Source organism: Acetobacter sicerae (assembly GCF_011516765.1).
In the GTDB taxonomy this organism is placed as follows: Bacteria; Pseudomonadota; Alphaproteobacteria; order Acetobacterales; family Acetobacteraceae; genus Acetobacter; species Acetobacter sicerae.
Genome location: NZ_JAAABN010000004.1, coordinates 113,131 through 132,818, shown reverse-complemented (window position 1 = coordinate 132,818; position 19,688 = coordinate 113,131). Strand labels below are relative to the sequence as shown.

Below are 19,688 nucleotides of genomic sequence, written 5' to 3'. Positions count from 1 at the left end.
CGTCAGTAGTCGTCTGAAAAATGCGGCGAGGCTGTTTTCCTGTTACTGAATTGCGTGGAAAATGGTTTGTCCTGCTGTTTTGACAGAGCGTCTGTCTGATCAACGATAACCCTGGTCATGAGCGACCCTTGCGGTGCCCACGGAGGAGCAAGATCCTGTTGAATAAGGATGTGCCTGAAGATCGGGCGGAACAGCACTCTTCCGTGGAAGCTCTGTCTGCCGGGCGAAAAGATTCACCGACACCCGAGGAAATTCTGAGCGGAAATTTCGCCTTGCCCCAGATCGAGGCAAAGGTGGAAGCATGGCTTGTCGAGGCGGCCGGACGTGAAAAATGGCTCACCACGGATTATCCGGACCGCTACCTCAATCTCGGCTATACGATCACGCCTCTCGTTCAGGAAGGCGAGGTGCCGCGTGTCGCCATGCAGGCAGTCGCGGAGGTGAGGCGCGGCATGCTAGCGCGGCATGCGGCTGATCTCACCCTGTTGGCCACTATTGTCGAACGGCTGAAGGAAGTCGTGCGGGAAGGCTACGATTACGACGACGCCAAGATTCGCGGCGATCTGGTGAAATGGGGTCTGATCGAGCCTCGCAGTCGCACGGGACCGCTGATCGACACGTCGGAAGGCGCGCGCCTGACCAGCGTTCTGGAACTCCAGTGGTTTCTCAGAAAGGTTCAGTGGGAAGCTGGTTGACCGGCGCTTTCTGAAGGTTTCTTCAGAGTATTCAGTGTCGCGCTGATTCAGTTTTCCACTTCTGGAGAGCGGCGAGAGTGCGGGCGACATGCTCGTCAGGCGAGCGGTTTTCGTAACTCAGCAGAATTTTCCCATCCGGCGCGATGACATAGGACACACGTGCTGCGTGAGTGTCATGGGACTGCTTGGCGTCATAAAGTGCGGAAACGGAACCGCTCTCGTCGGCAGCGACGGCAAAGCGATTGCGACATTCGCTGACCGAGAATTTTTTCAGTGTATCGAACTGATCCATCGAAACGCCGATGACGGTTGCGTTCAGGGCCTGAAACTGATCCATCGCCTCTGCAAAGTCATGCGCTTCTATCGTGCAGCCGGGCGTGAAGGCGGCAGGGTAGAAATACAGGACGACAGGACCTTTCTTAAGAGCCTTCGTCAGCGAAAAGCTGAATTCATGCCCGGCGAGACTCGCCGGAAGCGTGAAGGCAGGAGCCTTGTTTCCCGGTTGCAGGGCGGCGTTGGCCTGTACAGAGAGCGTCAGGCCAGCCGTAAGGATCAGGCCGAAAAGCTTGCGTGTGGCCATAATGATCGTTCCTTGCCGGTGAATAGGATTGATAACGCGGTCGGTCAGGTACCTTCAGGCGAAACAACCACACAGTTGGCGGAACCGATATCAAGACGGTGACAGGCGGCTGTCGCTTCCGAATGGGAAAGACCGGTCAGGCGTGCGCGGTAGATCTGGCCTCTGGCCAGACGAACACTGGCAATCTGGGTTCTGGCCGAAGACAGGTCGTTGCTTGCCTTGGAGCGTGCACGGCTGGTAGCGGCCTGAGCGAGGGAGGGCGTGCTGAACGCGCCAACCTGAATGGCCCACGCGCGGGAACTGGTGACGGTCGCACTCTCCGCCGTTGTTGCAACCCGGCTGTTTGTCGTTGTGCGGGAGGAGAGCGGAGCGGAGGCGGCGGAAGCCGACGAGATCAGTGCGAACCGGCTGTTGCTGCGGGCAGGACGTGCCGCAGGCATGGCGCTGTCATTGATCACGACGGGCTGGGCGGCTACCGGCTCGGCCGAAGCCTGCGGCTCTTCCTGTGTTTCCGTGCTGGCGCCGCTGGCTTTCATACGCGCAGCCCAGACCGAACTGACGGCCTGTGGAGACTCGGTGTTGTTTGAAACCGGCGCCATCTGACGTGTGTAGGTCGGGGATGGGACGACGGGCGTCGTGTCCTCTCCGGAAGAGGTTGGAGCTTCTGCGACCTCTACAGGACGAGCGTTGCCGCCTGTGCGTTGCGCCCATGCATTACGGATGCTGGCGGCCGTTCCAGTCGGCAGGGCGGCTGCGGCATATTCAGCGCTCTGGCCAGAAGTATGGCTGGCGACGAGAAGATCGGCCTGCGAACGGCTGTTGGGGTAAATCCCCGCGATCTCACGGCCGATGGCGGCGACATAGTTCCGGGTTTCACGCGGCAGGGTGCGGCTGCGGGAAATGAAATCCTCGAGACGACCCGGACCTGCGTTATAGGCGGCCAGAAAACCCGGTGATCCGTAGATGTCATACATCTGGCGGATATAGGCTGTTCCGGCGAGCACATTGTCATGCGGGTCATACGGGTCGTTGCCGAGATTATACTGACTGCGCATGGCGTCGTAGGTCGGCGGCATCAGCTGCATCAGGCCCATTGCGCCGGGAGCGGAAGTCACCAATTCGCCGTTATGGAACAGTCGACCACCGGATTCACGCTGGATCACGCTGCGAATCCAGATCTCCGGAATATCGAAGCGCTGGGATGCTTCCGTGATGTAGGGGCCCCACGGGTCATCGCTTGAGCCCGGCGGCGCGTAATAGGATTTTGCATGCGCCCGGTAGCGCGCTTCTTCCTGCGCGATGGGGATCTGCATGTCGGACTGCGGACCCTGTCCGGCACAGGCAGAGAGCAGGGCCAACAGTCCAAGAACTGCCGGAGCCTGAAGCTGGCGGGCGATACGGGGAAGCTTGCGCTTTGCTTTGTGCATGGGGGGCGATGTTCTGACGTGACGCGGGGGAAACCCGGGCGCATGGTGCATCGGTCTCTCGTTCCCGGTCCGCAAAGCGTATCTCCCCTTTCCACCCTGTGTTTTCAAAGCGCAGGAATAACCCTCAATGCGGCAGGATGCACGCGATTTATCCGCCTTGCATACGAGCCTGATCCTGAGAACCTCCCCTTTGGCTCCGAATTGTGACGTTATCGTGGCGCTGGCGGAGTCGTCTTTTGCGCTGGTTTGATAATGGCGGACAGGTCGTTCACGGGAGTTGCCGCCGATGGGCCGGATGGGCTACGCGATCGGACCATGACTGCCTCGACTGGCCTGCCTTCTGCTGTGACACCGATCACCGGGGATTTCCCCACTCTCTCCGTGCAGGAGAGCATGGAGCGCGCGCCCTCGCTGCAAAGCGGGGCGACAGCCGATATGGATGCCGACGAGCAGGGAGATCCTGATAATGAACAGGATGGTCGGCGCTCCCGCGTGATGCTGGCGCTCATGGATATCGGGGAAGGACTGCGTCTCTGGCGTCTGGCCGTGTCCCTCGGCTGGCTCGATATCAAGCTACAGTTCCGGGGCTCCCGCGTCGGACCGCTCTGGCTCACGCTCGGCACGGCAGTGATGATCGGCTCGATGGGAGGCATTTACAGCCATCTCTTCCATATAGTCCTGAAGGATTATCTGCCCTATCTCGCGATCTCCATGATCCTCTGGCAGATCGGGATCGCGGGCGTGACGCAGGATGCCTGTTCCTGTTTTATCAGTGCTGCGAGTTCGATCCGGGCGACCCGCCTGCCGTTCTCGCTACAGGCTTTCCGCGTTCTGGTCCGTAATGGCGTGATGTTCGGCTATAACATTGTCGTGCCGATAGGGGTCTATCTGATCTTTGGTCTGTTGCCCGGACCGGTCGCCCTGTTCGCCTTGCCGGGCCTGTTCATCTGGGCGCTGAACGCCTTTGCGTTCTGTCTGCTTCTGGGCTCGGTCGCCGCCCGTTATCGGGATATTCCGCCCATTGTCGCCAGTATTGTGCAGGTCGCATTCTACGTGACGCCCATCATCTGGAGCGCCAGGCAGCTTGGCGCGAAGGGATGGTGGCTGATTTTCAACCCGTTCTATCCGCTGCTTGAAATCGTGCGGCAACCTCTGACGGGAGAGATGCCCACGCTGTCTGTCTGGGCTGTCGCAATCGGGTTGAGCGTTCTGCTCTGGCTCAGTAGTCTTTTTGTGTTTTCGCGCTCACGGGCGCAACTCGCCTTCTGGATCTGACGACGTGACAGGCTCCGCATCCGCTCCCGCCATGACTGCCAGGAAACCGGCACAGCGAAAGGCGTTCATCCGGCTTGAGCATCTGACGCTCGATTTCCCGATTTTTCACGGCGGCGCGCGTTCGCTCAAGAAAAGTCTGTTCGGCAAGGTTAAACGGCCCCTTCAGTTAGGCCGGGGTTCCCGCACGGGTGGCGAAGTCCGCATGAGCGACAACGCGCCCGGCGTGCTTGAGGTGCGGGCCATCAGCGACCTGTCTCTGACGATCCGCAGCGGTGAGCGTGTCGGGCTGGTCGGCCATAACGGGGCAGGGAAGTCCACGCTCCTGCGTGTGCTGGGCGGGATTTACCTTGCGCAGCCCGGAATGGTGACGGTGCGCGGTTCTGTCGAGACGCTGATCGACACCAATTCGGGCATGAATCCGGCTCTGACGGGTCGTGAGAACATCTACCTTCTCGCGCAGCACAAGGCGCTCCGGTCCGCCCAGCTCAAGCAGCTTGAGCAGGATGTGGAATCTTTCGCCGAGCTTGGTGAATTCATGGACCTGCCTCTGAGGCTTTACTCATCAGGCATGGCCATCCGTCTCGGTTTCGGACTGGCGACAGCGATTGCCCCGCAGATACTGCTGATGGATGAGTGGTTCATGGCCGGCGACGCCCGGTTTCAGGACAAAGCCCGCGCCCGTCTTGCCAATGTCGTGGACGGGGCGGAAATTCTGGTCATTACGTCCCATTCCCTGCCTGTTCTTGAAGAATGGTGCTCGCGGATTATCTGGCTTGAAGGCGGGCGTGTGAAAATGGATGGCCCGGCTCCTGACGTGCTGAAGGCTTATGCGGAAGCGATGAATGCTCATGTCTGATCATAATCTGTCCGAAACCACGCTGCCTGTCCGGGTTGTCGCGCTCTATCGTTTCACGCCCTTCGAGGACTGTGAAGCGATCCGTGGCCCTCTGGCGAAGCTATGCTGTTCGCTGGGTATCCGGGGTATTCTGCTTCTCGCGCATGAAGGCATCAACGGGACGATTGCAGGCAGTGACGACGCCATGGACAAGGTGCTGGAGCATATCCGCTCATTGCCGGGCTGTGCCGATCTGGAAATCAAGGAATCCCGCGCTGCCGAACTGCCGTTCCTGCGGATGAAGGTGCGCATCAAGAAAGAGATCGTCACGATGGGTGTGCCGGGTGTCGATCCCCGCGCCATTGTCGGAACCTATGTCGATCCCGCAGACTGGAATGGTCTGATTTCCGATCCGGACACGATCGTCATTGATACGCGCAATGACTATGAAGTCGCGGTCGGGACGTTCCGTGGCGCGATAGACCCGCAGATTACGACATTCCGTGAGTTTCCCGACTGGTTTCGCGCCCGGCGCGATGAACTGGTCGCACAGGGACGCACGCCGAAGGTGGCGATGTTCTGCACCGGAGGCATCCGTTGCGAGAAGTCCACTGCTTTCGCCAAGGCGGAGGGAGTGGAAGATGTTTTCCATCTCAAGGGCGGCATTCTGAAATATCTCGAAACCATCCCGGAGAATGAAAGTCTGTGGGAAGGCGAATGTTTCGTTTTTGATCAGCGCGTGACGGTAAAGCATGGTCTTGAGCAGGGACAGTATTCCGTCTGCCACGCCTGCCGTCGCCCGGTCAGTGACGGCGACAAGGCTTCACCCCTCTACGAAGAAGGGGTGAGTTGCCCGGCCTGTCATGACGAGCGGACGGAGGCGCAGCGTCGTCGGTACGCCGACCGCGAACAGCAGACCCGTCTGGCTGCGCAGCGTGGCACGCATCATCTGGGACCGGCGGAGTAAAGCAGCCGCTCGTAACAACTTCAGTATTTCAATGATTGAAAGTCAATTTTCTGGCCGGTGACCTGAGCTATGGCCCAGATATAGGCTGTCCACAGGAAGACAGCGGCCAGCGGAATGCCGGTGCAAAGAGCAATACCGGCCGCCATGAGGGGGGAGAGGGCAGCCATCGACAGAATGCTCCGGCCCCATCGGTCAGCAAGAGGCCAGAGCCAGACACAGGGAAACGCCAGTACGACGCAGTCATAGTCGCTGACATACGGCGTTGCTGTCAGAATGGCGAGGATGAGGACGGACGCCTTGACTGGAAAAGGTGTGTGGTTGTTACGGGTCTTGTTCCAGACCATCATGAGCAGCAGGACACTGATCAGGGTTGCCGCTGCCTGCATTAGCCACGCCGTATCAACGCTCGCACCTGCATGACGGACCAGCACGAAGATCGACATCATCCGCTGCATGACACCTGAGCCGTCCTCCAGAATAAACCGACGGAGAATGCCCAGTCTTTCATGCCATGCAAGCCAGGGCTGAATACCTGCCGCGAGGATGCTCAGAGCCAGAAGGCCCGCACTGCCTGCCGTCATTGCGAACAGCGTTTTCCATTCTCGTCCACTCAGAAGAGCAAGCGGAACGACCCAGCCAAGCTGCGGTTTTGCGACAAGTAGTGAAAGCAGAAGGCCGGCGCGTATTTTTTGGTTATTGTGAAAGGCGAGCAGTGCGTAGCCAATAATGGCTGCAATCCAGCAACCCGTTTGCCCGGACAGGGTATTTACGAAAACGGCAGGCCAGGCGAGCGCAACGAGGCCCCAGTGTTTCGGAATGATCCGCCTCAGGACAAGAGCGAAGGCAAGCCACCCACCGCCCTGCCACAGAACGCAGGCGAGAGGGTAGGGCAGCAGACTGAAAGGAAGGCTCAGCAAGGCTGTGACAGGAGGATAACTGTAATGATACAGATTGATGGAGTGATGAACGATACCGATCTGAAAATGGTGAAATGCCTCGAAACTGTAAGCAACCATCAGATGGTGATGCAGTAGCAGAAATCCTGCCGACCACAGGTTCAGAAAATCCTCGCAAAACGGATGTCCGGCGCCGTCGGTCCATCCGGCATGAAGCTGGGAGAGACCGTGGGTGATGAGGATGGTGCAGGAACAGACCATCCAGACACGGATGCAGAACCAGACCAGAAAAAACAGAAGACTGGCAGGTCGTTTTCCTGAAGGTGCAGAGGCAGTCATGACTTCCACTGTATCTGCAAAGCGTGAAGCAAATACTATAATCCGGGCGTTGCCTGACGGATGGCTACGTTATGGAAATCGGCAGACTGCGCGTTGCGCACGCCCCCGCAAAACCTGAAGCGATAATGTGCGCTGCGTGTCTGTCTCTTGCGACAATCCTCAAAGCGCTGCTTATCTCCTGGCCGGCATTCATCCGGACAGGAGACAGACACCATGAAACAACGTGAACTCGGCCGAACCGGCATCCTCGTCAGTGAAATCTGTCTCGGCACGATGACATTCGGTCAGCAGAACACGGAAGCGGAAGGGCATGCCCAACTCGATCTTGCGATCGAAAAAGGCATCAACTTCATAGACACGGCTGAACTCTATTCCATCCCGCCGCAGGCAGAGACCTACGGTGCAACGGAACGGATTGTGGGTAGCTGGCTGGCGAAGACCGGACGTCGTGATCAGATCATTCTTGCAACGAAGGTCGTCGGTCGCAGTCCGATGGAGTGGTTTCGCCCCGGCGGCGAGGAGACCCGCCTGACACCGCGCCAGATCCGCTATGCGCTGGAAGGATCGCTCAAACGGCTCGGCACGGATTATGTCGATCTCTATCAGCTTCACTGGCCGGACCGTCGGGTGAATCTGTTTGGCGCTGGTGGCACGACGTTCGAAAGGCCGCCCGTTGAGGATGAAGTGCCTCTTGAGGAAACGCTGGGTGTACTGGGCGATCTCGTGACGGAAGGGAAGATCCGGCATGTCGGCCTGTCCAACGAAACCCCATGGGGTGTTGCGAAATGTCTGGAAGCGTCCCGACAGGGTGCGCCGAGAGTGGTGTCCATCCAGAACGCCTACAATCTGATCAACCGGACATTCGAACTGGGACTGGCCGAGTTCGCACTGCGTGAACAGGTGGGGCTGCTGGCCTATTCACCCTTGGCGCAGGGGTATCTGACAGGAAAATATCTGGATGGCGCGCGGCCTGCTGGCGCACGCACAACCCTGTTCAACCGGGGACAGCGCTATGAAAAGCCGGGCGTGGATGACGCCATCCGGGCCTATCTTGCTCTGGCTCAGGAGTTTGGAATCGATCCGGTGCAGCTTGCTGTTGCGTTTGTGACGTCGCGGTCCTTTGTCACCTCCAACATCATCGGAGCGACCAGTATTGCCCAGTTGCAGACCATTCTCGGGTCTGTGGACGTTGAGATCACGCCGGAACTGGAAAGCCGTATCAACGCCATTCATCAGATCCATAACAATCCGGCTCCCTGAGGTGCTTTCTGCAGGGGGTGTGTTCCGGTGATGGCTGGCCTAACATGACAGACAGGACCGAAACTGCCTCCCGATCAGGTCGTTCTGATGGGGAAGCGGGGTTTGTCTCCGTACAGTGACGGTCATCTGAGGAGTGCATGATATGGAAAACCCACTGGAAGACTCGCCGCAGCGCGACGCCAGGATCAAGGCCAAAGCCAGGGAAATGTGGATTGCCGATGGCAAACCGACCTGTGGTCCGGAAGGCTATATGGAAGCGGCGACCGATCTGATCGGGATGGAGATCAATCCAGACGCCGGAGAAATTCCGGTCGAGTCTCCTGTGCCGCTGGCGCCCAATGGCGAGCCGATCGAGGATGCGAAGATTCAGGAGAATCTGGGCAATCTCGGCGGCAGCATGGACGAGCAGGACGACCGGCAGGAAGTGCCGTTTGGAACCCGTGAAGAGGAAGAAAAGGCGCTGAAAGACTCCTGACGGGAGGCTTCTCGCTACCTTTCAGCGGTTGCGTGGCTGAACCCTGTCGGGTGACAGGGTGTTCGTCAGGCCATCCTGTGCAAGAATGGCCTTCTGGTAGTCACTGGAAGGCCATTTGCATGTCAGAAATCCCCGCACCTCCCGTTGCCCACAAGAATCCGCGCCGTATCGAGCAGCTCGGCCGTACCCGTGTGGATGACTATGCGTGGATGAAAGACGATAACTGGCAGGCGGTCCTGCGTGATCCGGCCCTGCTGAAACCGGAAATTGCCGATCATCTCCGCAAGGAGAACACCTATTCTGACGCCGTGCTCGCTTCGACCAGAACGTTGCAGAGCGAAATCGTCGCGGAGATGAAGGGGCGTCTCAAGGAGGACGACTCTTTCCCGCCACTTCCACACGGAAACTGGCGCTACGGTGTCCGCTATGAATCGGGATCACAGTATCCCCGTTACGTGCGCCACGCGGAAGGCCATCCTGAAACGGAAGAAGTGCTGCTCGACGCAGACGTTCGTGCGAAGGGACAGCCTTATTACGCAGCGCGGGGCGCGACCCACAGTCCGGACCACCGACTGTTTGCGTGGGCGGAAGATACGCAGGGCTCAGAGATCTACACCATTCGTGTGCGTGATCTGACCACAGGCGGGATGCTGCCTGTCGAGATTGCGAACTGTTCAGGAGAGTTCACCTTTTCTCCGGATTCAAAGTATATTTTCTGGACCTGTCGGGATGATAACGGTCGTCCGGTGCAGATTTACCGCCGTGCGCTGACCGCAAGCGACGATGTGCTGGTCTATGATGAGCCGGATTCAGGTTTTTTTTGTCGGGGTGAGCGCCGCCCGTTCCGGCAAATGGATTGTCATCAGCACAAACGATCATGACACGTCGGAAAACTGGATCATCCCCGGAGTTGACCCAGAAGCGTCTCCCATGTGTGTCGCCCGGCGCGAAAAAGGGCTGATGTACGAACTGTCTCATGGGGGAGACAGGTTTGTCATTCGCACGAATGCCGATGGGGCAACGGATTTCAAACTGATGACGGTGGCCGATGAAGCCGTCGGTGATCGTTCGGCATGGCGTGAGCATGTGCCGTATCGCGCCGGGCATTACATCACCGGGGCAATCTGCTTTGCCGGCCATCTGGTCTGGACCGAGCGGGTGAATGCGAACATTGTCATCGCGATTGAAGACAAGGCTGGCGAGCGGCACCAGATTGCGACAGACGAGGACGCCTACACGCTCTCGCTCGATGGTTCCTACGAGTTCGAGACGACGGAACTCCGTTATTCCTATCAGTCGCCGACCACGCCGCGACAGTGGTTCTCCTACGACATGCAGGATCGCACGCGGCATCTGCTGAAGATGCAGGACGTGCCGTCAGGACATGATCCGGAGCATTATCGGACGAAGCGGTTGATGGCCAAGGCGCCGGACGGCGAACTGGTGCCGATTACGCTGCTGTGGCATCGGGACACGCCGGAAGGCCAGCCCGCGCCAATGCTACTCTATGGGTATGGCTCCTATGGCATCTCCATCGATCCGACCTTTTCGACCCGCAACCTGAGTCTGGTCGATCGTGGCTGGGTCTATGCCATCGCGCATATCCGGGGCGGTTCGGAAAAGGGCTGGAACTGGTTCCTCGGCGGGCGAGGGGAGCATAAGACGAACACCTTCACGGACTTCATCGCCTGCGCCGATCATCTGATCGAGCAGGGCTGGACGGATGCCGGACGGATTGTTGCGGATGGCCGGTCGGCTGGCGGCATGCTGATGGGAGCGATCACCAACATGCGCCCTGAGCTGTTCGCCGGCGTGGTCGCCGTCGTGCCGTTTGTGGATGTGCTGAACACCATGTCGGATGACAGCCTGCCGCTGACGCCGCCTGAGTGGCCGGAATGGGGCAATCCGCTGGTCGATGAAAAAGCCTATGACCGGATTGCCGGTTATTCACCCTATGATCAGATTGCCGCAAAGCCCTATCCGGCAGTGTTCGCGATCGGCGGTCTGACGGACCCTCGGGTGACCTACTGGGAACCAGCCAAATGGATTGCGAAACTGCGGGACTACTCCGTTTCGGACAATCCTCTTCTGCTGCGTATCAACATGGAAGCAGGGCATGGCGGCGCTTCGGGGCGTTTCAAGGCTCTTGATGAAGCGGCGCTGATTCATGCCTTCGCCATCTGGGCGGAAGCGCGTGACCGACAGCCGGAAGCGTGACAGGAGCGATCTCGCGTGGCATGGCGTTTATGTGGTCCACAGATTTCGCCAAGGCCAGTCCGGGGAGCAACGCTTGAGGGAAGATAGCTGAATGTCACAATCCGGTCTGACGCCGCATGATGACGATCATGTTCACCTCACGCCCTGTCCGGTCGAAGATGTCACCCTTGAGCAGAGGCAGGCAGCCCGACGCGCACAGTGGAAAGCGCGGGAAATTCTGGCGGTCGCGATTGTCGCGATCACAACCTACACCATTCATGGCTTTCTGAGCGCGCTGGCATGGGGCGTCGTTTTTGCCGTGGCGACATGGCCGCTCTATCGCAGGATTCAGTCCCGCTGGCCCCGTCTTGCACATGGAGCGCTTCTACCTGCGCTCTGCACGGCGGGAATGGCGCTGCTGTTTCTGATCCCGATGCTGTTTGTCGGGCTTGAGGCAGCCAACGAGGCCCAGAACGTGCTCGGCCTGATGAAGCATGCCCGCAACGTCGGTGTGCCGGTGCCCACGTGGGTGAGCAGATTGCCCGTCGGAGCCAGTGCCGTCATCAAGTGGTGGAACAGCCATCTGTCTGATCCCAGCGCCGCGGCGGAGTTCTTCAGTTCGTTCGATGCGCGGGGGCTGGCCGTGACAAGGACTGTCGGGTCGCAGGTCGTCCATCGTGGCACGCTGTTCTTCTTCTCCATCCTGACCCTGTTCTTTCTCTACAAGGACGGGGACACGATCATGCGCGAGTGCACGATAGCCTCGCGTCGCGCTTTCGGCCGACGGGGCGAACTGATCGGACACCAGATCATCGCCTCCATCCACGGCACCGTCGCTGGACTGGTTCTGGTCGGCGTCGGCGAGGGGATCATCATGGGCGTGATCTATTTTCTGACCGGTGTTCCTCACCCTGTTCTGCTCGGTGGAGCAACCGCCATTGCGGCTATGATTCCCTTCTGCGCGATGATCCCGGTCGGGCTTGCTTCGACCTTGCTGCTCGTGGATGGCGGCTCGATGGCGGCCGTGACTGTCTTTGCCGTAGGAGCGGTGGTGATTTTCACCGCGGATCATTTTGTCCGTCCGGGCCTCATCGGCGGTAGCACGCAGTTGCCGTTTCTGTGGGTGCTGCTCGGGATTGTGGGTGGAGCCGAGACATGGGGTCTGCTCGGGCTGTTCCTCGGTCCGGCGGCGATGGCGACGCTGCATCTGCTGTGGCGTAACTGGTCCCGTGAGCGGGGAATGAGCCTCAAGGAAGGATAGTGTCCTTTCTGGCCGGGGCTTTTCTCCGGTTTCTCTTCGACAGTTCGCCATGGAATATAAATGTTTTTGTGATAGGCGTTCGGCATTCGCGTTGCAGGCTGGTCATGCCATACTGCGCTGAGTGGCGGCGGACTCAGCATTATTAAAGTCCGATACGCAGGATCTGAATGAACGGAAGACCAGTGCCGAGTCAAAAGGCGTGTTTCGTGGTCGGCAGTATTATGCGGCACGTTCTCGTTATGGCGGGAACCGGCGCTATCGGACTGATGGCCGTGTTCGCCGTCGATATGCTGAACATGATTTACATCGCCCATCTCGGTGTGCCGGCCCTGACGGCTGCAATCGGCTTTGCTGGCGCTGTGGGCGGGATACAGATCGCCGTGTCCATCGGTCTGACCATTGGACTCGGTGCCTGCGTGGGCAGGGAGATCGGCGGGGGCAGCTTCTACCGGGCGCGACGGATTGCTTCTTCCTTCATGCTGACCAACCTTGTGCTCACGGCGATGGTGGGGATCGTGACAGCCTTTCTGGCGCGTCCCATCCTCTCGCTGCTTGGCGCATCCGGAGAGGCGCTCGATCAGGCTGCTCTCTATATCTATCTGACGTCTCCCTTTCTGCCGTTGATTTCTCTTGGCATGTCCGCCTCGGCGCTCATGCGGGCTGTCGGGGATGCAAAACGCTCCATGAATGTCACCCTTGCGGGGGCGATCCTGACCGCCATTCTGGACCCCGTGCTGATTCTCGGGTTCAGGGAGGGACTGGTGGGCGCCGCCATCAGTACGATCCTCGCTCGTGGAGCCGTGCTCGTTCTCGGATGGCGCGGCGCGAGCCTGCACGGAATGCTCGAATGGCCCAAACCTGTCGCTGTGTGGGGCGACAGCCGTAGGGTTGCGGTGATTGCCATTCCGGCCATTCTGACAAATCTGGCGACCCCGGTAGGGGGAGCCTATGTCACCGAGAATATGGCGCAGTTCGGCCTTGAGGCGGTTAGTGGTCAGACGGCGGTCGAGCGCATTGTCGTTGTGGCGTTCGCGATGGTTTTCGCTTTGACAGGGGCGGTTGGACCGATCATTTCCCAGAACCTTGGAGCGGGCAAACTGGACCGCGTGCGAGAGGTGCTGGTCGCCTCTCTCAAGATTGTGGTGGGATGTGTCGTCTGCACCTGGGGCGTACTGGCGCTTTCGCAGAATCTGCTGACGGAGGGTTTCCATCTTCAGGGCGATGGCGCCGCCCTGATCCATCTGTTCTGTTCATGGACGGTGCTCGGCTATCTGTTTGTCGGCATGCTGTTTGTCGCCAATACGGTGTTCAACAATCTCGGCCATCCGCTGTATTCGACTCTCTTCAACTGGGGGCGCGCGACATTGGGAACGATTCCCTTCGTGACCTACGGAGCGGGTTTCGGGGCGCTGGGCGTGCAGATCGGTCAGGCTGCCGGCAGTGTGCTTTTCGGAGGGATGGCGATCTTTGTCGCCTTTCGTGTTGTGCACGGATTGTCGGCCCCGGGCGCTGTTACGGCTCCGATGAAGAGAATGGATGTCCGGGCCAGCGATGTGCCCACGCAGAGTGCGGAAGCCGCCATGGCGGACCTTGATGAAATGGAAGAGGCCGATCTGTGTGCGAAAGATGGATCGCCATGACACTCTCGTGCTGGAAGCTGGCATGCGATTGTTTCGGCAGGAATGGGGCCCATATCAAAGCGATGCGCACCTTGCCTGTTTAAGGTCGGGTGTGCAGCATTCGCTCAGGTCCGGGATCGTTGGCTTAATGATCCCGGACGACCGCTTTTTTCTGGAGGATCGCCATGTCACGTCTGACGCAAGCTGAGCGCGATGCGCTTCCTGATAGCGCCTTTGCATTGCCAGGAAGACGCTATCCCATTCCCGACAAAACCCACGCCAGAGATGCTTTGGCGCGCGCCAGCGAGTTTCATCATCGGGGCGAACTGTCGGATGAAGAGTATGAAACGATCGTCCGGCGCGCCCGCGAAGTGCTTGGCGAGGACGAATAGCCATTCCGGTATTCTGTCAGAGTATCTGAGGACTGTTTCAGAAGTCTCTTGCGGGGCAGATTATAGGGAGCCGTGGCTTCTTGGGGAGAGCTTCTTCGAAAAGAGCTGGCCTCGGGAATCTGCTATCAAACTGCCCCGGAACGACGCAGGGTCTGATCCGAAGAAAAGACCCTGCGTCGTTCTATCGTCAGCTTGAAGTGGATGAAGAATCCGATGATGTGGACGATGTCGAGGTCGCGCTTGAAGTCGACGTATCGGAGAACGAGTTGACGTCCGACATGTCGATCGTGCTGTCCCCCATGTTGACGTAAATAGAGCTGCCGTTACGGGTGACACCGGTGACCGTGCCTGTGACGGTAAACGGAACGTCGGACGTATTGCCAGACGTGTCCGCAGTCTGCACGGCGATGTTGTAGGAGCCGTCGCTGAGCTGGGCTCCGCTGTCGCTGGTGCCGTTCCATGTCCATGTGTTGGTGCCGACGCTCGAGGTCAGCTCCGCCGTCTTGACGACATTGCCGTTGCTGTCAGTGACGGCAATCGCAATCGGCTCTTCTGTCGTGGTGTTGAAGGAAACGCTGCTGCTGCTGTTCTGCAGCGGCAGTTCGCTTGTGGTGGCGACGGCGGTCTTGCCGACCAGCGACATGTCGGTCGACTGCTGACCGTCCTGCGTCAGGGAAATCAGCGTCTTCAGGTTGGTGTTGGTATCGACCTGCTGTTCCACGCTCGCGAACTGAGCCAGTTCGGACGTGAAAGTATCACTGCTCATCGGGCTGCTCGGATCCTGATTCTTGAGCTGCGTGGTGAGCAGGGTGAGGAACGTATTGAAGTTGCTTGTAAGCGAGGAAAGGGCGCTTGTGCTGGTGTCGGTCGCGGCTGTGGTGGAAGCCGCAGTGTTGGCGGCGGCGTTGACCGAGGCTGCAGACTGGGACGCGCTGACCGCGGATGAAAGAAGCGAAGTTGAGGAAGATGAGGTTGCTACTGTCGTTGTCATATCCGGTTCTTTCAGGCTGTGATGTTGACTGAGCCTGTCCGCAGGGCAGTCAGGGCGTATATCTGATCGCCGGTCTCATCGGCATCTGAAGCCGCGGCTGAAGTCATGGTTGTGGATGGGGTCGCACTCCAGGCGTTCCGGGAGCCGTCCCCGTTGCTGTTGCCGGACAGTGTACCGCCAAAAGCGTTTGCAAAATCTGAAGATCCTGCTGTCGTATTCGTGCTGTTATCCTGTGGTTGCTGCTGAGACTGGCTGTTCTGTGAGAATGATAAATCGGCACTGTTATCGGTGAGACCGAATGAAATCTGTGATCCGGCGGTCGAGATGCCCGCGTTTTCCAGAGCATGCACCAGTTCATGTTTATGGGACTGCAACTCGTTCAGGGTCGTGAGACCATCCGCGCCAATGTGAATGTTCAATCCGTCAGACTTGTCGGACTTATCAATGGTGACGTGTAGCGGTGTCTGATCATCATTTTGCAGCGCTACCGCCAGATTGAGCGCAGTAGGGCTGGTGTCGGCTGACGCGGTTATGCTGCTGGAGGCAGACGAGGTCGTTTCTGACGTTTGCTGGGTGGTTGCAGCAGAAGAAGAGGTGTCATTCGTCGTACTGGCGAACAGTTGTTCAGAAAATGGAGCAGCTTCGTTGTAGGCTTGGGGCAGCGTCATGTTGGCGGCCAGAGATTGATCAGATGAAGTATGCTGATCGGAACCTTTGTTGTCGTCGCCTCTGCCTTGCTGATCCGAAAGAGTTTTCGCTGACACGGCAGGGGACGACACTTCGTCTGTCTGCGGTTTTGCGGCTATGGTTTGTGGTTGCGTAGAACTGGAAATATCCGTGCGTGATAGTGTGCGATCATCCAGTCGGGATGCGCTGCTTGCAGATGCTTTTACTGTGGGCGCGGTAGAGGTGACAGGGGCAGGATTCCAGGTCATCTGCACCTGTGCAGGCGCATCTGTTGACTGGCTGGTTACCTGTGAAGTCTGACCAGTATCAGTGTCGGCAATTTTACTGTCCTGAGTGACAGAAACCGTTTCTGTTGGACTGGACTGGGTGAGTGTGGACAGGACCGGTGGCTGGATCGGAGCATTCTGAGCGTGGGCGGTAACAGGAGCCGATGTTGCGTCAGTCTGTCCTTTTGCAGAGGGCTGGGTGTTGTTGGAAAGAGATTGTCTGTTTCCCGCAGCATTGACTGGGGTGGCGGCAATATCCTGCAGCGACTGGATCTGGCTGAAACTGGTCGCGTTCATAGGACGAACATCGTCATGAGACAGGGATGCTGAGTTGGTATTGAGGCCGGAGCTAACCTTTATATCCGCAGGCATTGTCAGTGAGGTTTTGCTGTCCGTAACCTTAACGCTCGCAGTTTGTGCATCTGCGGTCTTGCTGCTTGTAGCCTGAACGCTCGCAGTGTGTGCGTCTGTGGTTTTGCTGTCTGTGGTCTGAATACTCGGAGTTTGTGTATCCGCGGTTTTGCTGTCTGTGGTCTGAATACTCGGAGTTTGTGTATCCGCGGTTTTGCTGTTCGTAGTCTGAATGTTCGCAGTTTGTGTGTCTGCAGTCTTGATACCAGCAGTCTGGCTAAGCGTTATTTTGCTCTCTGCACTTTGAGACGAAGCGTCACTGATAGAAGTGCTCTGGATTGGACTGATCCTGTCGGAGAGTTCTGAGTCGATCAGGGAGTGAAATGGCGCAGGACCGCTCGTATCTTCCGACGTTCCCGATCCGGGCAGAGAGCCCGTGGTACCCGAAAGTTCGCTGCTGACTGTTTCTGCTGTCTGAGGTGTTTTTTGTGAGGAGACACCGGATGAAAGTGATGAAGGGGCAATGCTTTCCAGTGCGGACACAGGAGAGGAAGCTGTCTGATCATCATTGCCGGAGATTGTGGTCGTTGCCTCGGTCGGTGATGATAACGGCTGGATAGCACTCAATGCAGCCAGTTCCAGCGTTGTATCCGAAGGGGATACTGCTGAGCTGCTACTGGTACCAGCCGTATTTTCAGAGCCGGTCTGTTTTTCCGTGTGCTGATTTTTTGTGGACCGACTGTCAGATGCTTTGTGTTGACTGTCAGTCGTAGTATTGCCGCCAATGGAGGCTGAAGAATTGTTTTTGGTGGCAGCAGAAAATGGAGAAAGACTGGTTGCAATGATGGCAGTTGCGTCCGCTGTCACAGCTTTCGCTTTTGCCGAGGCTCCTTCCTGTGCGGTTTTGATAGAAGGAAGCGGTTGTGATGTGTCATTGGTTGCTGCTGTATCGCTAGGCGTTGTCGGCGTGTCTTCATTCTGTCCAGTCGATGAAGGCGCGACGCTCGCAGTCTTCAACTGGGCAGAATTTGCCTGCCCTGTCCGGGATTGAGCGTGATCTGGCAGACCGGCTGTCTGGCGCGTCATATGATCGCTGAATGTTGGCTGGGCCACTGTCCCGGGCAGATCGCCTGTCGATGACTGGATGGAAGACGGGGGACGCCTGGATGTCGCGACAGAAGAACTGGACTTTCCGGATGAGGCTTTGGTTACCTTCAAAGAGGTTTCTGTAAGCAGCGATGTCACCAGACTTGCCATAACTTAATCCCAGTCGAATTATGCAATAAGAGTAGATGCAAATTTCGGGCCAACTTTGAGAAAATGTTTTTAATCGGCATATGGCGAAGATTTTTTTGATCTGATAAATTTATAACATACGGAAAATATTGAATTTTATAAAATTCAAATGGCAGGATAAAAGGAGAAAGTTTTCCTTGGATGTGGAAAGCTGAGGAGGGATGGCAGGAAGGGGGCGGCATTATGCAGGCATGAAAATGCCCTGGTGGGCAAAATATGCCGAGCTGTCGCAGTCTGTTTTTTCTGAAACCAGCAGCCGCAAAGTATAAAAGTAAATATTGATATGACATGACCGCAGATTTCCGGGAGAATTTATTAACATCGATAAAAAAACGTAATCGAATGAAGGTTGGCACGCTTTCTGCATGGATAAGGGGTGTTGAGGTCGTCGGCGCCGCGCTGCCGGGGCCGCCCTTTAGGAGTGATCCATGTCGATTTTCAATTCGCTTACAACGGCTGTTGCAGGTATTAACGCTCAGTCAACAGCTTTTACAAATCTTAGTAATAATATCGCGAACAGCCAGACTGTCGGTTACAAGGCGTCTGACACAAGCTTTCAGGACACGGTTTCCAACAACCTTGCTTCTTACGCGCAGGGGCAGGCTGTTTCTGATGGTGTATCAGCTTACACAACCTCCCAGACCCAGCAGCAGGGCACGATTACAGCCAGTACGAACACGCTTGCTCTTGCGATTTCAGGAAACGGCTTCTTTGATGTTTCGCAGCCATCTGGTCAGGCGACTGCCGGTAAGGAAACATTCTCCAATCAGCAGTATTTTACACGAAACGGTAATTTCTATCAGGATAAGAATGGTTATCTGGTCAATACATCCGGCTACTATCTGAACGGGTATATGGCGGATGCGAAGACTGGCACTCTTAGCAATACACTGACACAGATCCAGATTTCCGATGTGGCGTTTCGCCCGACTGAAACAACGACGCTGACGATGAGTGGTGGTATAACCAGCGGGCAGACATATCCGGTTGATGCGACTACAGGTGCATCCACTCCTCAGACCATTTATGATTCTACATCGCAGGCGCACGGATTGAGCGTCAAATGGGATTCCACGACGACGTCAGCAGACAATACGGGTGGTTCTACTTATACTGTCACGGTTGCAAATGCTGATCCCACCACAGATAAGACCATGATTGTTGGTAGTGGCAGTGATTCGACATCTACGTCTACATACACTGTTGATTTCGACTCAAGCGGAAATCTGAAGGATGTAAAAGACTCTACGGGCGCATTGATTGGTACGGGTTACACAGGGTCAACTGCTACTCTTCCTATTACACTGAGCTATACTAACGGTGCGGCCTCACAGTCGATTGATCTTGATCTTGGTACCATCGGCAGTAGTTCCGGCACCACAACGTCAGTAGCCAATTCGACGACGCCAACAATTGACAGTGACAGCGTAACGACAGGCACTTACCAGGGTATTTCCATGGAGACTGACGGTTCGATTATGGCGACCTTCAGTAACGGTGACACCCAGCTTGTCGGTAAGGTTGCGTTGGCATCCTTCGTGAACCCGGACGGGCTTATGGCTGTTGACGGACAGGCCTACCAGGCAACTTCAGCTTCTGGTTCCGCAACAATCGGGGCTGTGGGATCAAACGGTACGGGCGTTCTGAAAACGTCGTCTACCGAATCTTCCACGACGGATCTGACGTCTGATCTGTCCAGTCTGATCGTCACTCAGGAAGCCTATACAGCCAACACGAAGATCGTCACGACGGCTGACACTCTGCTGCAGGCGACGATTTCGATGATCCGCTAACGGCTCATTAACCTGTTTTTCACCTGAGTGGGTCAAGCTGAGCAAAAGATCGGTAGTCCCGCCCGGTTCAACAAAGCGCCGCGTCGC

15 protein-coding genes and 1 pseudogene are annotated in these 19,688 nt (G+C 57.3%); 11 read left to right on the top strand and 5 right to left on the bottom strand.

What is annotated here, in order from left to right; all coding sequences use genetic code 11:
- The first annotated feature begins 158 nt into the window (after window positions 1–158).
- Window positions 159–695, top strand: a complete 537-nt coding sequence (locus tag GVI59_RS06115) for a hypothetical protein (RefSeq protein WP_173573415.1) — start codon at window positions 159–161, stop codon at window positions 693–695.
- Between the two features lie 31 nt (window positions 696–726).
- Here GVI59_RS06115 and GVI59_RS06110 read toward each other — a convergent pair whose 3' ends face one another.
- Both GVI59_RS06110 and GVI59_RS06105 read right to left on the bottom strand, forming a co-directional pair.
- Window positions 727–1,275 (bottom strand): peroxiredoxin, encoded by a 549-nt coding sequence (locus tag GVI59_RS06110; protein ID WP_173573414.1) that lies wholly within the window; start codon window positions 1,273–1,275, stop codon window positions 727–729.
- A 44-nt stretch (window positions 1,276–1,319) separates the two neighbouring features.
- On the bottom strand, window positions 1,320–2,702 hold the full coding sequence (locus tag GVI59_RS06105) for a lytic transglycosylase domain-containing protein (RefSeq protein ID WP_173573413.1): 1,383 nt from the start codon (window positions 2,700–2,702) through the stop codon (window positions 1,320–1,322).
- Window positions 2,703–2,954: 252 nt separating this feature from the next.
- On the opposite strand from GVI59_RS06105, the gene GVI59_RS06100 reads away from it, so the two are divergent.
- From GVI59_RS06100 to trhO, 3 genes are read left to right on the top strand one after another with little or no spacing between them, the layout of a single operon-like run.
- Window positions 2,955–3,977, top strand: a complete 1,023-nt coding sequence (locus tag GVI59_RS06100) for an ABC transporter permease (RefSeq protein ID WP_242012972.1) — start codon at window positions 2,955–2,957, stop codon at window positions 3,975–3,977.
- Window positions 3,978–4,008: 31 nt separating this feature from the next.
- Window positions 4,009–4,833, top strand: a complete 825-nt coding sequence (locus GVI59_RS06095; RefSeq protein WP_173573560.1) for an ABC transporter ATP-binding protein — start codon at window positions 4,009–4,011, stop codon at window positions 4,831–4,833.
- Window positions 4,820–5,779: an oxygen-dependent tRNA uridine(34) hydroxylase TrhO gene (gene trhO, locus GVI59_RS06090; protein ID WP_173573411.1), complete on the top strand. Its 960-nt coding sequence runs from the start codon at window positions 4,820–4,822 to the stop codon at window positions 5,777–5,779. Before GVI59_RS06095 ends, trhO begins: the two co-directional genes overlap by 14 nt.
- 20 nt (window positions 5,780–5,799) lie before the next feature.
- Here the strand turns inward: trhO and GVI59_RS06085 are convergent, their stop codons facing one another.
- A complete protein-coding gene (locus GVI59_RS06085; RefSeq protein WP_173573410.1) occupies window positions 5,800–7,014 on the bottom strand; it encodes a glycosyltransferase family 87 protein in 1,215 nt (404 codons plus the stop codon).
- A 213-nt stretch (window positions 7,015–7,227) separates the two neighbouring features.
- Between GVI59_RS06085 and GVI59_RS06080 the strand changes: the two genes are divergently transcribed.
- The 6 genes and pseudogenes from GVI59_RS06080 (at window position 7,228) to GVI59_RS06055 (ending at window position 14,217) form a co-directional block, all read left to right on the top strand.
- Window positions 7,228–8,274: an aldo/keto reductase gene (locus GVI59_RS06080; protein WP_173573409.1), complete on the top strand. Its 1,047-nt coding sequence runs from the start codon at window positions 7,228–7,230 to the stop codon at window positions 8,272–8,274.
- A 142-nt stretch (window positions 8,275–8,416) separates the two neighbouring features.
- Window positions 8,417–8,749: a hypothetical protein gene (locus tag GVI59_RS06075; RefSeq protein WP_173573408.1), complete on the top strand. Its 333-nt coding sequence runs from the start codon at window positions 8,417–8,419 to the stop codon at window positions 8,747–8,749.
- Between the two features lie 119 nt (window positions 8,750–8,868).
- Window positions 8,869–10,966 (top strand): annotated as a pseudogene (locus GVI59_RS06070) (S9 family peptidase).
- 91 nt (window positions 10,967–11,057) lie between these two features.
- The gene (locus tag GVI59_RS06065) at window positions 11,058–12,206 is read left to right on the top strand and encodes an AI-2E family transporter (protein ID WP_173573407.1); all 1,149 of its coding nucleotides are present in this window, start codon (window positions 11,058–11,060) and stop codon (window positions 12,204–12,206) included.
- A gap of 167 nt (window positions 12,207–12,373) precedes the next feature.
- Window positions 12,374–13,846, top strand: coding sequence for an MATE family efflux transporter (locus tag GVI59_RS06060; protein WP_242012971.1), 1,473 nt, complete (start codon window positions 12,374–12,376; stop codon window positions 13,844–13,846).
- Window positions 13,847–14,010: 164 nt separating this feature from the next.
- Window positions 14,011–14,217: a hypothetical protein gene (locus GVI59_RS06055; RefSeq protein ID WP_173573406.1), complete on the top strand. Its 207-nt coding sequence runs from the start codon at window positions 14,011–14,013 to the stop codon at window positions 14,215–14,217.
- A 187-nt stretch (window positions 14,218–14,404) separates the two neighbouring features.
- Here the strand turns inward: GVI59_RS06055 and GVI59_RS06050 are convergent, their stop codons facing one another.
- Together GVI59_RS06050 and GVI59_RS06045 are read right to left on the bottom strand one after the other, a co-directional pair.
- Window positions 14,405–15,208 (bottom strand): flagellar hook assembly protein FlgD, encoded by an 804-nt coding sequence (locus GVI59_RS06050; protein WP_173573405.1) that lies wholly within the window; start codon window positions 15,206–15,208, stop codon window positions 14,405–14,407.
- An 11-nt stretch (window positions 15,209–15,219) separates the two neighbouring features.
- Window positions 15,220–17,625, bottom strand: a complete 2,406-nt coding sequence (locus GVI59_RS06045) for a hypothetical protein (protein WP_206752365.1) — start codon at window positions 17,623–17,625, stop codon at window positions 15,220–15,222.
- 611 nt (window positions 17,626–18,236) lie between these two features.
- On the opposite strand from GVI59_RS06045, the gene GVI59_RS06040 reads away from it, so the two are divergent.
- The gene (locus tag GVI59_RS06040; protein WP_173573403.1) at window positions 18,237–19,601 is read left to right on the top strand and encodes a flagellar hook protein FlgE; all 1,365 of its coding nucleotides are present in this window, start codon (window positions 18,237–18,239) and stop codon (window positions 19,599–19,601) included.
- Window positions 19,602–19,688: the final 87 nt, after the last annotated feature.

Coding starts and splice junctions, on each gene's coding strand:
- GVI59_RS06110 (WP_173573414.1), bottom strand. CDS start 1,275: ATGGCCACACGCAAGCTTTTCGGCCTGATCCTTACGGCTGGCCTGACG.
- GVI59_RS06105 (WP_173573413.1), bottom strand. CDS start 2,702: ATGCACAAAGCAAAGCGCAAGCTTCCCCGTATCGCCCGCCAGCTTCAG.
- GVI59_RS06100 (WP_242012972.1), top strand. CDS start 2,955: ATGGCGGACAGGTCGTTCACGGGAGTTGCCGCCGATGGGCCGGATGGG.
- GVI59_RS06095 (WP_173573560.1), top strand. CDS start 4,009: ATGACTGCCAGGAAACCGGCACAGCGAAAGGCGTTCATCCGGCTTGAG.
- trhO (WP_173573411.1), top strand. CDS start 4,820: ATGCTCATGTCTGATCATAATCTGTCCGAAACCACGCTGCCTGTCCGG.
- GVI59_RS06085 (WP_173573410.1), bottom strand. CDS start 7,014: ATGACTGCCTCTGCACCTTCAGGAAAACGACCTGCCAGTCTTCTGTTT.
- GVI59_RS06080 (WP_173573409.1), top strand. CDS start 7,228: ATGAAACAACGTGAACTCGGCCGAACCGGCATCCTCGTCAGTGAAATC.
- GVI59_RS06075 (WP_173573408.1), top strand. CDS start 8,417: ATGGAAAACCCACTGGAAGACTCGCCGCAGCGCGACGCCAGGATCAAG.
- GVI59_RS06065 (WP_173573407.1), top strand. CDS start 11,058: ATGTCACAATCCGGTCTGACGCCGCATGATGACGATCATGTTCACCTC.
- GVI59_RS06060 (WP_242012971.1), top strand. CDS start 12,374: ATGAACGGAAGACCAGTGCCGAGTCAAAAGGCGTGTTTCGTGGTCGGC.
- GVI59_RS06055 (WP_173573406.1), top strand. CDS start 14,011: ATGTCACGTCTGACGCAAGCTGAGCGCGATGCGCTTCCTGATAGCGCC.
- GVI59_RS06050 (WP_173573405.1), bottom strand. CDS start 15,208: ATGACAACGACAGTAGCAACCTCATCTTCCTCAACTTCGCTTCTTTCA.
- GVI59_RS06040 (WP_173573403.1), top strand. CDS start 18,237: ATGTCGATTTTCAATTCGCTTACAACGGCTGTTGCAGGTATTAACGCT.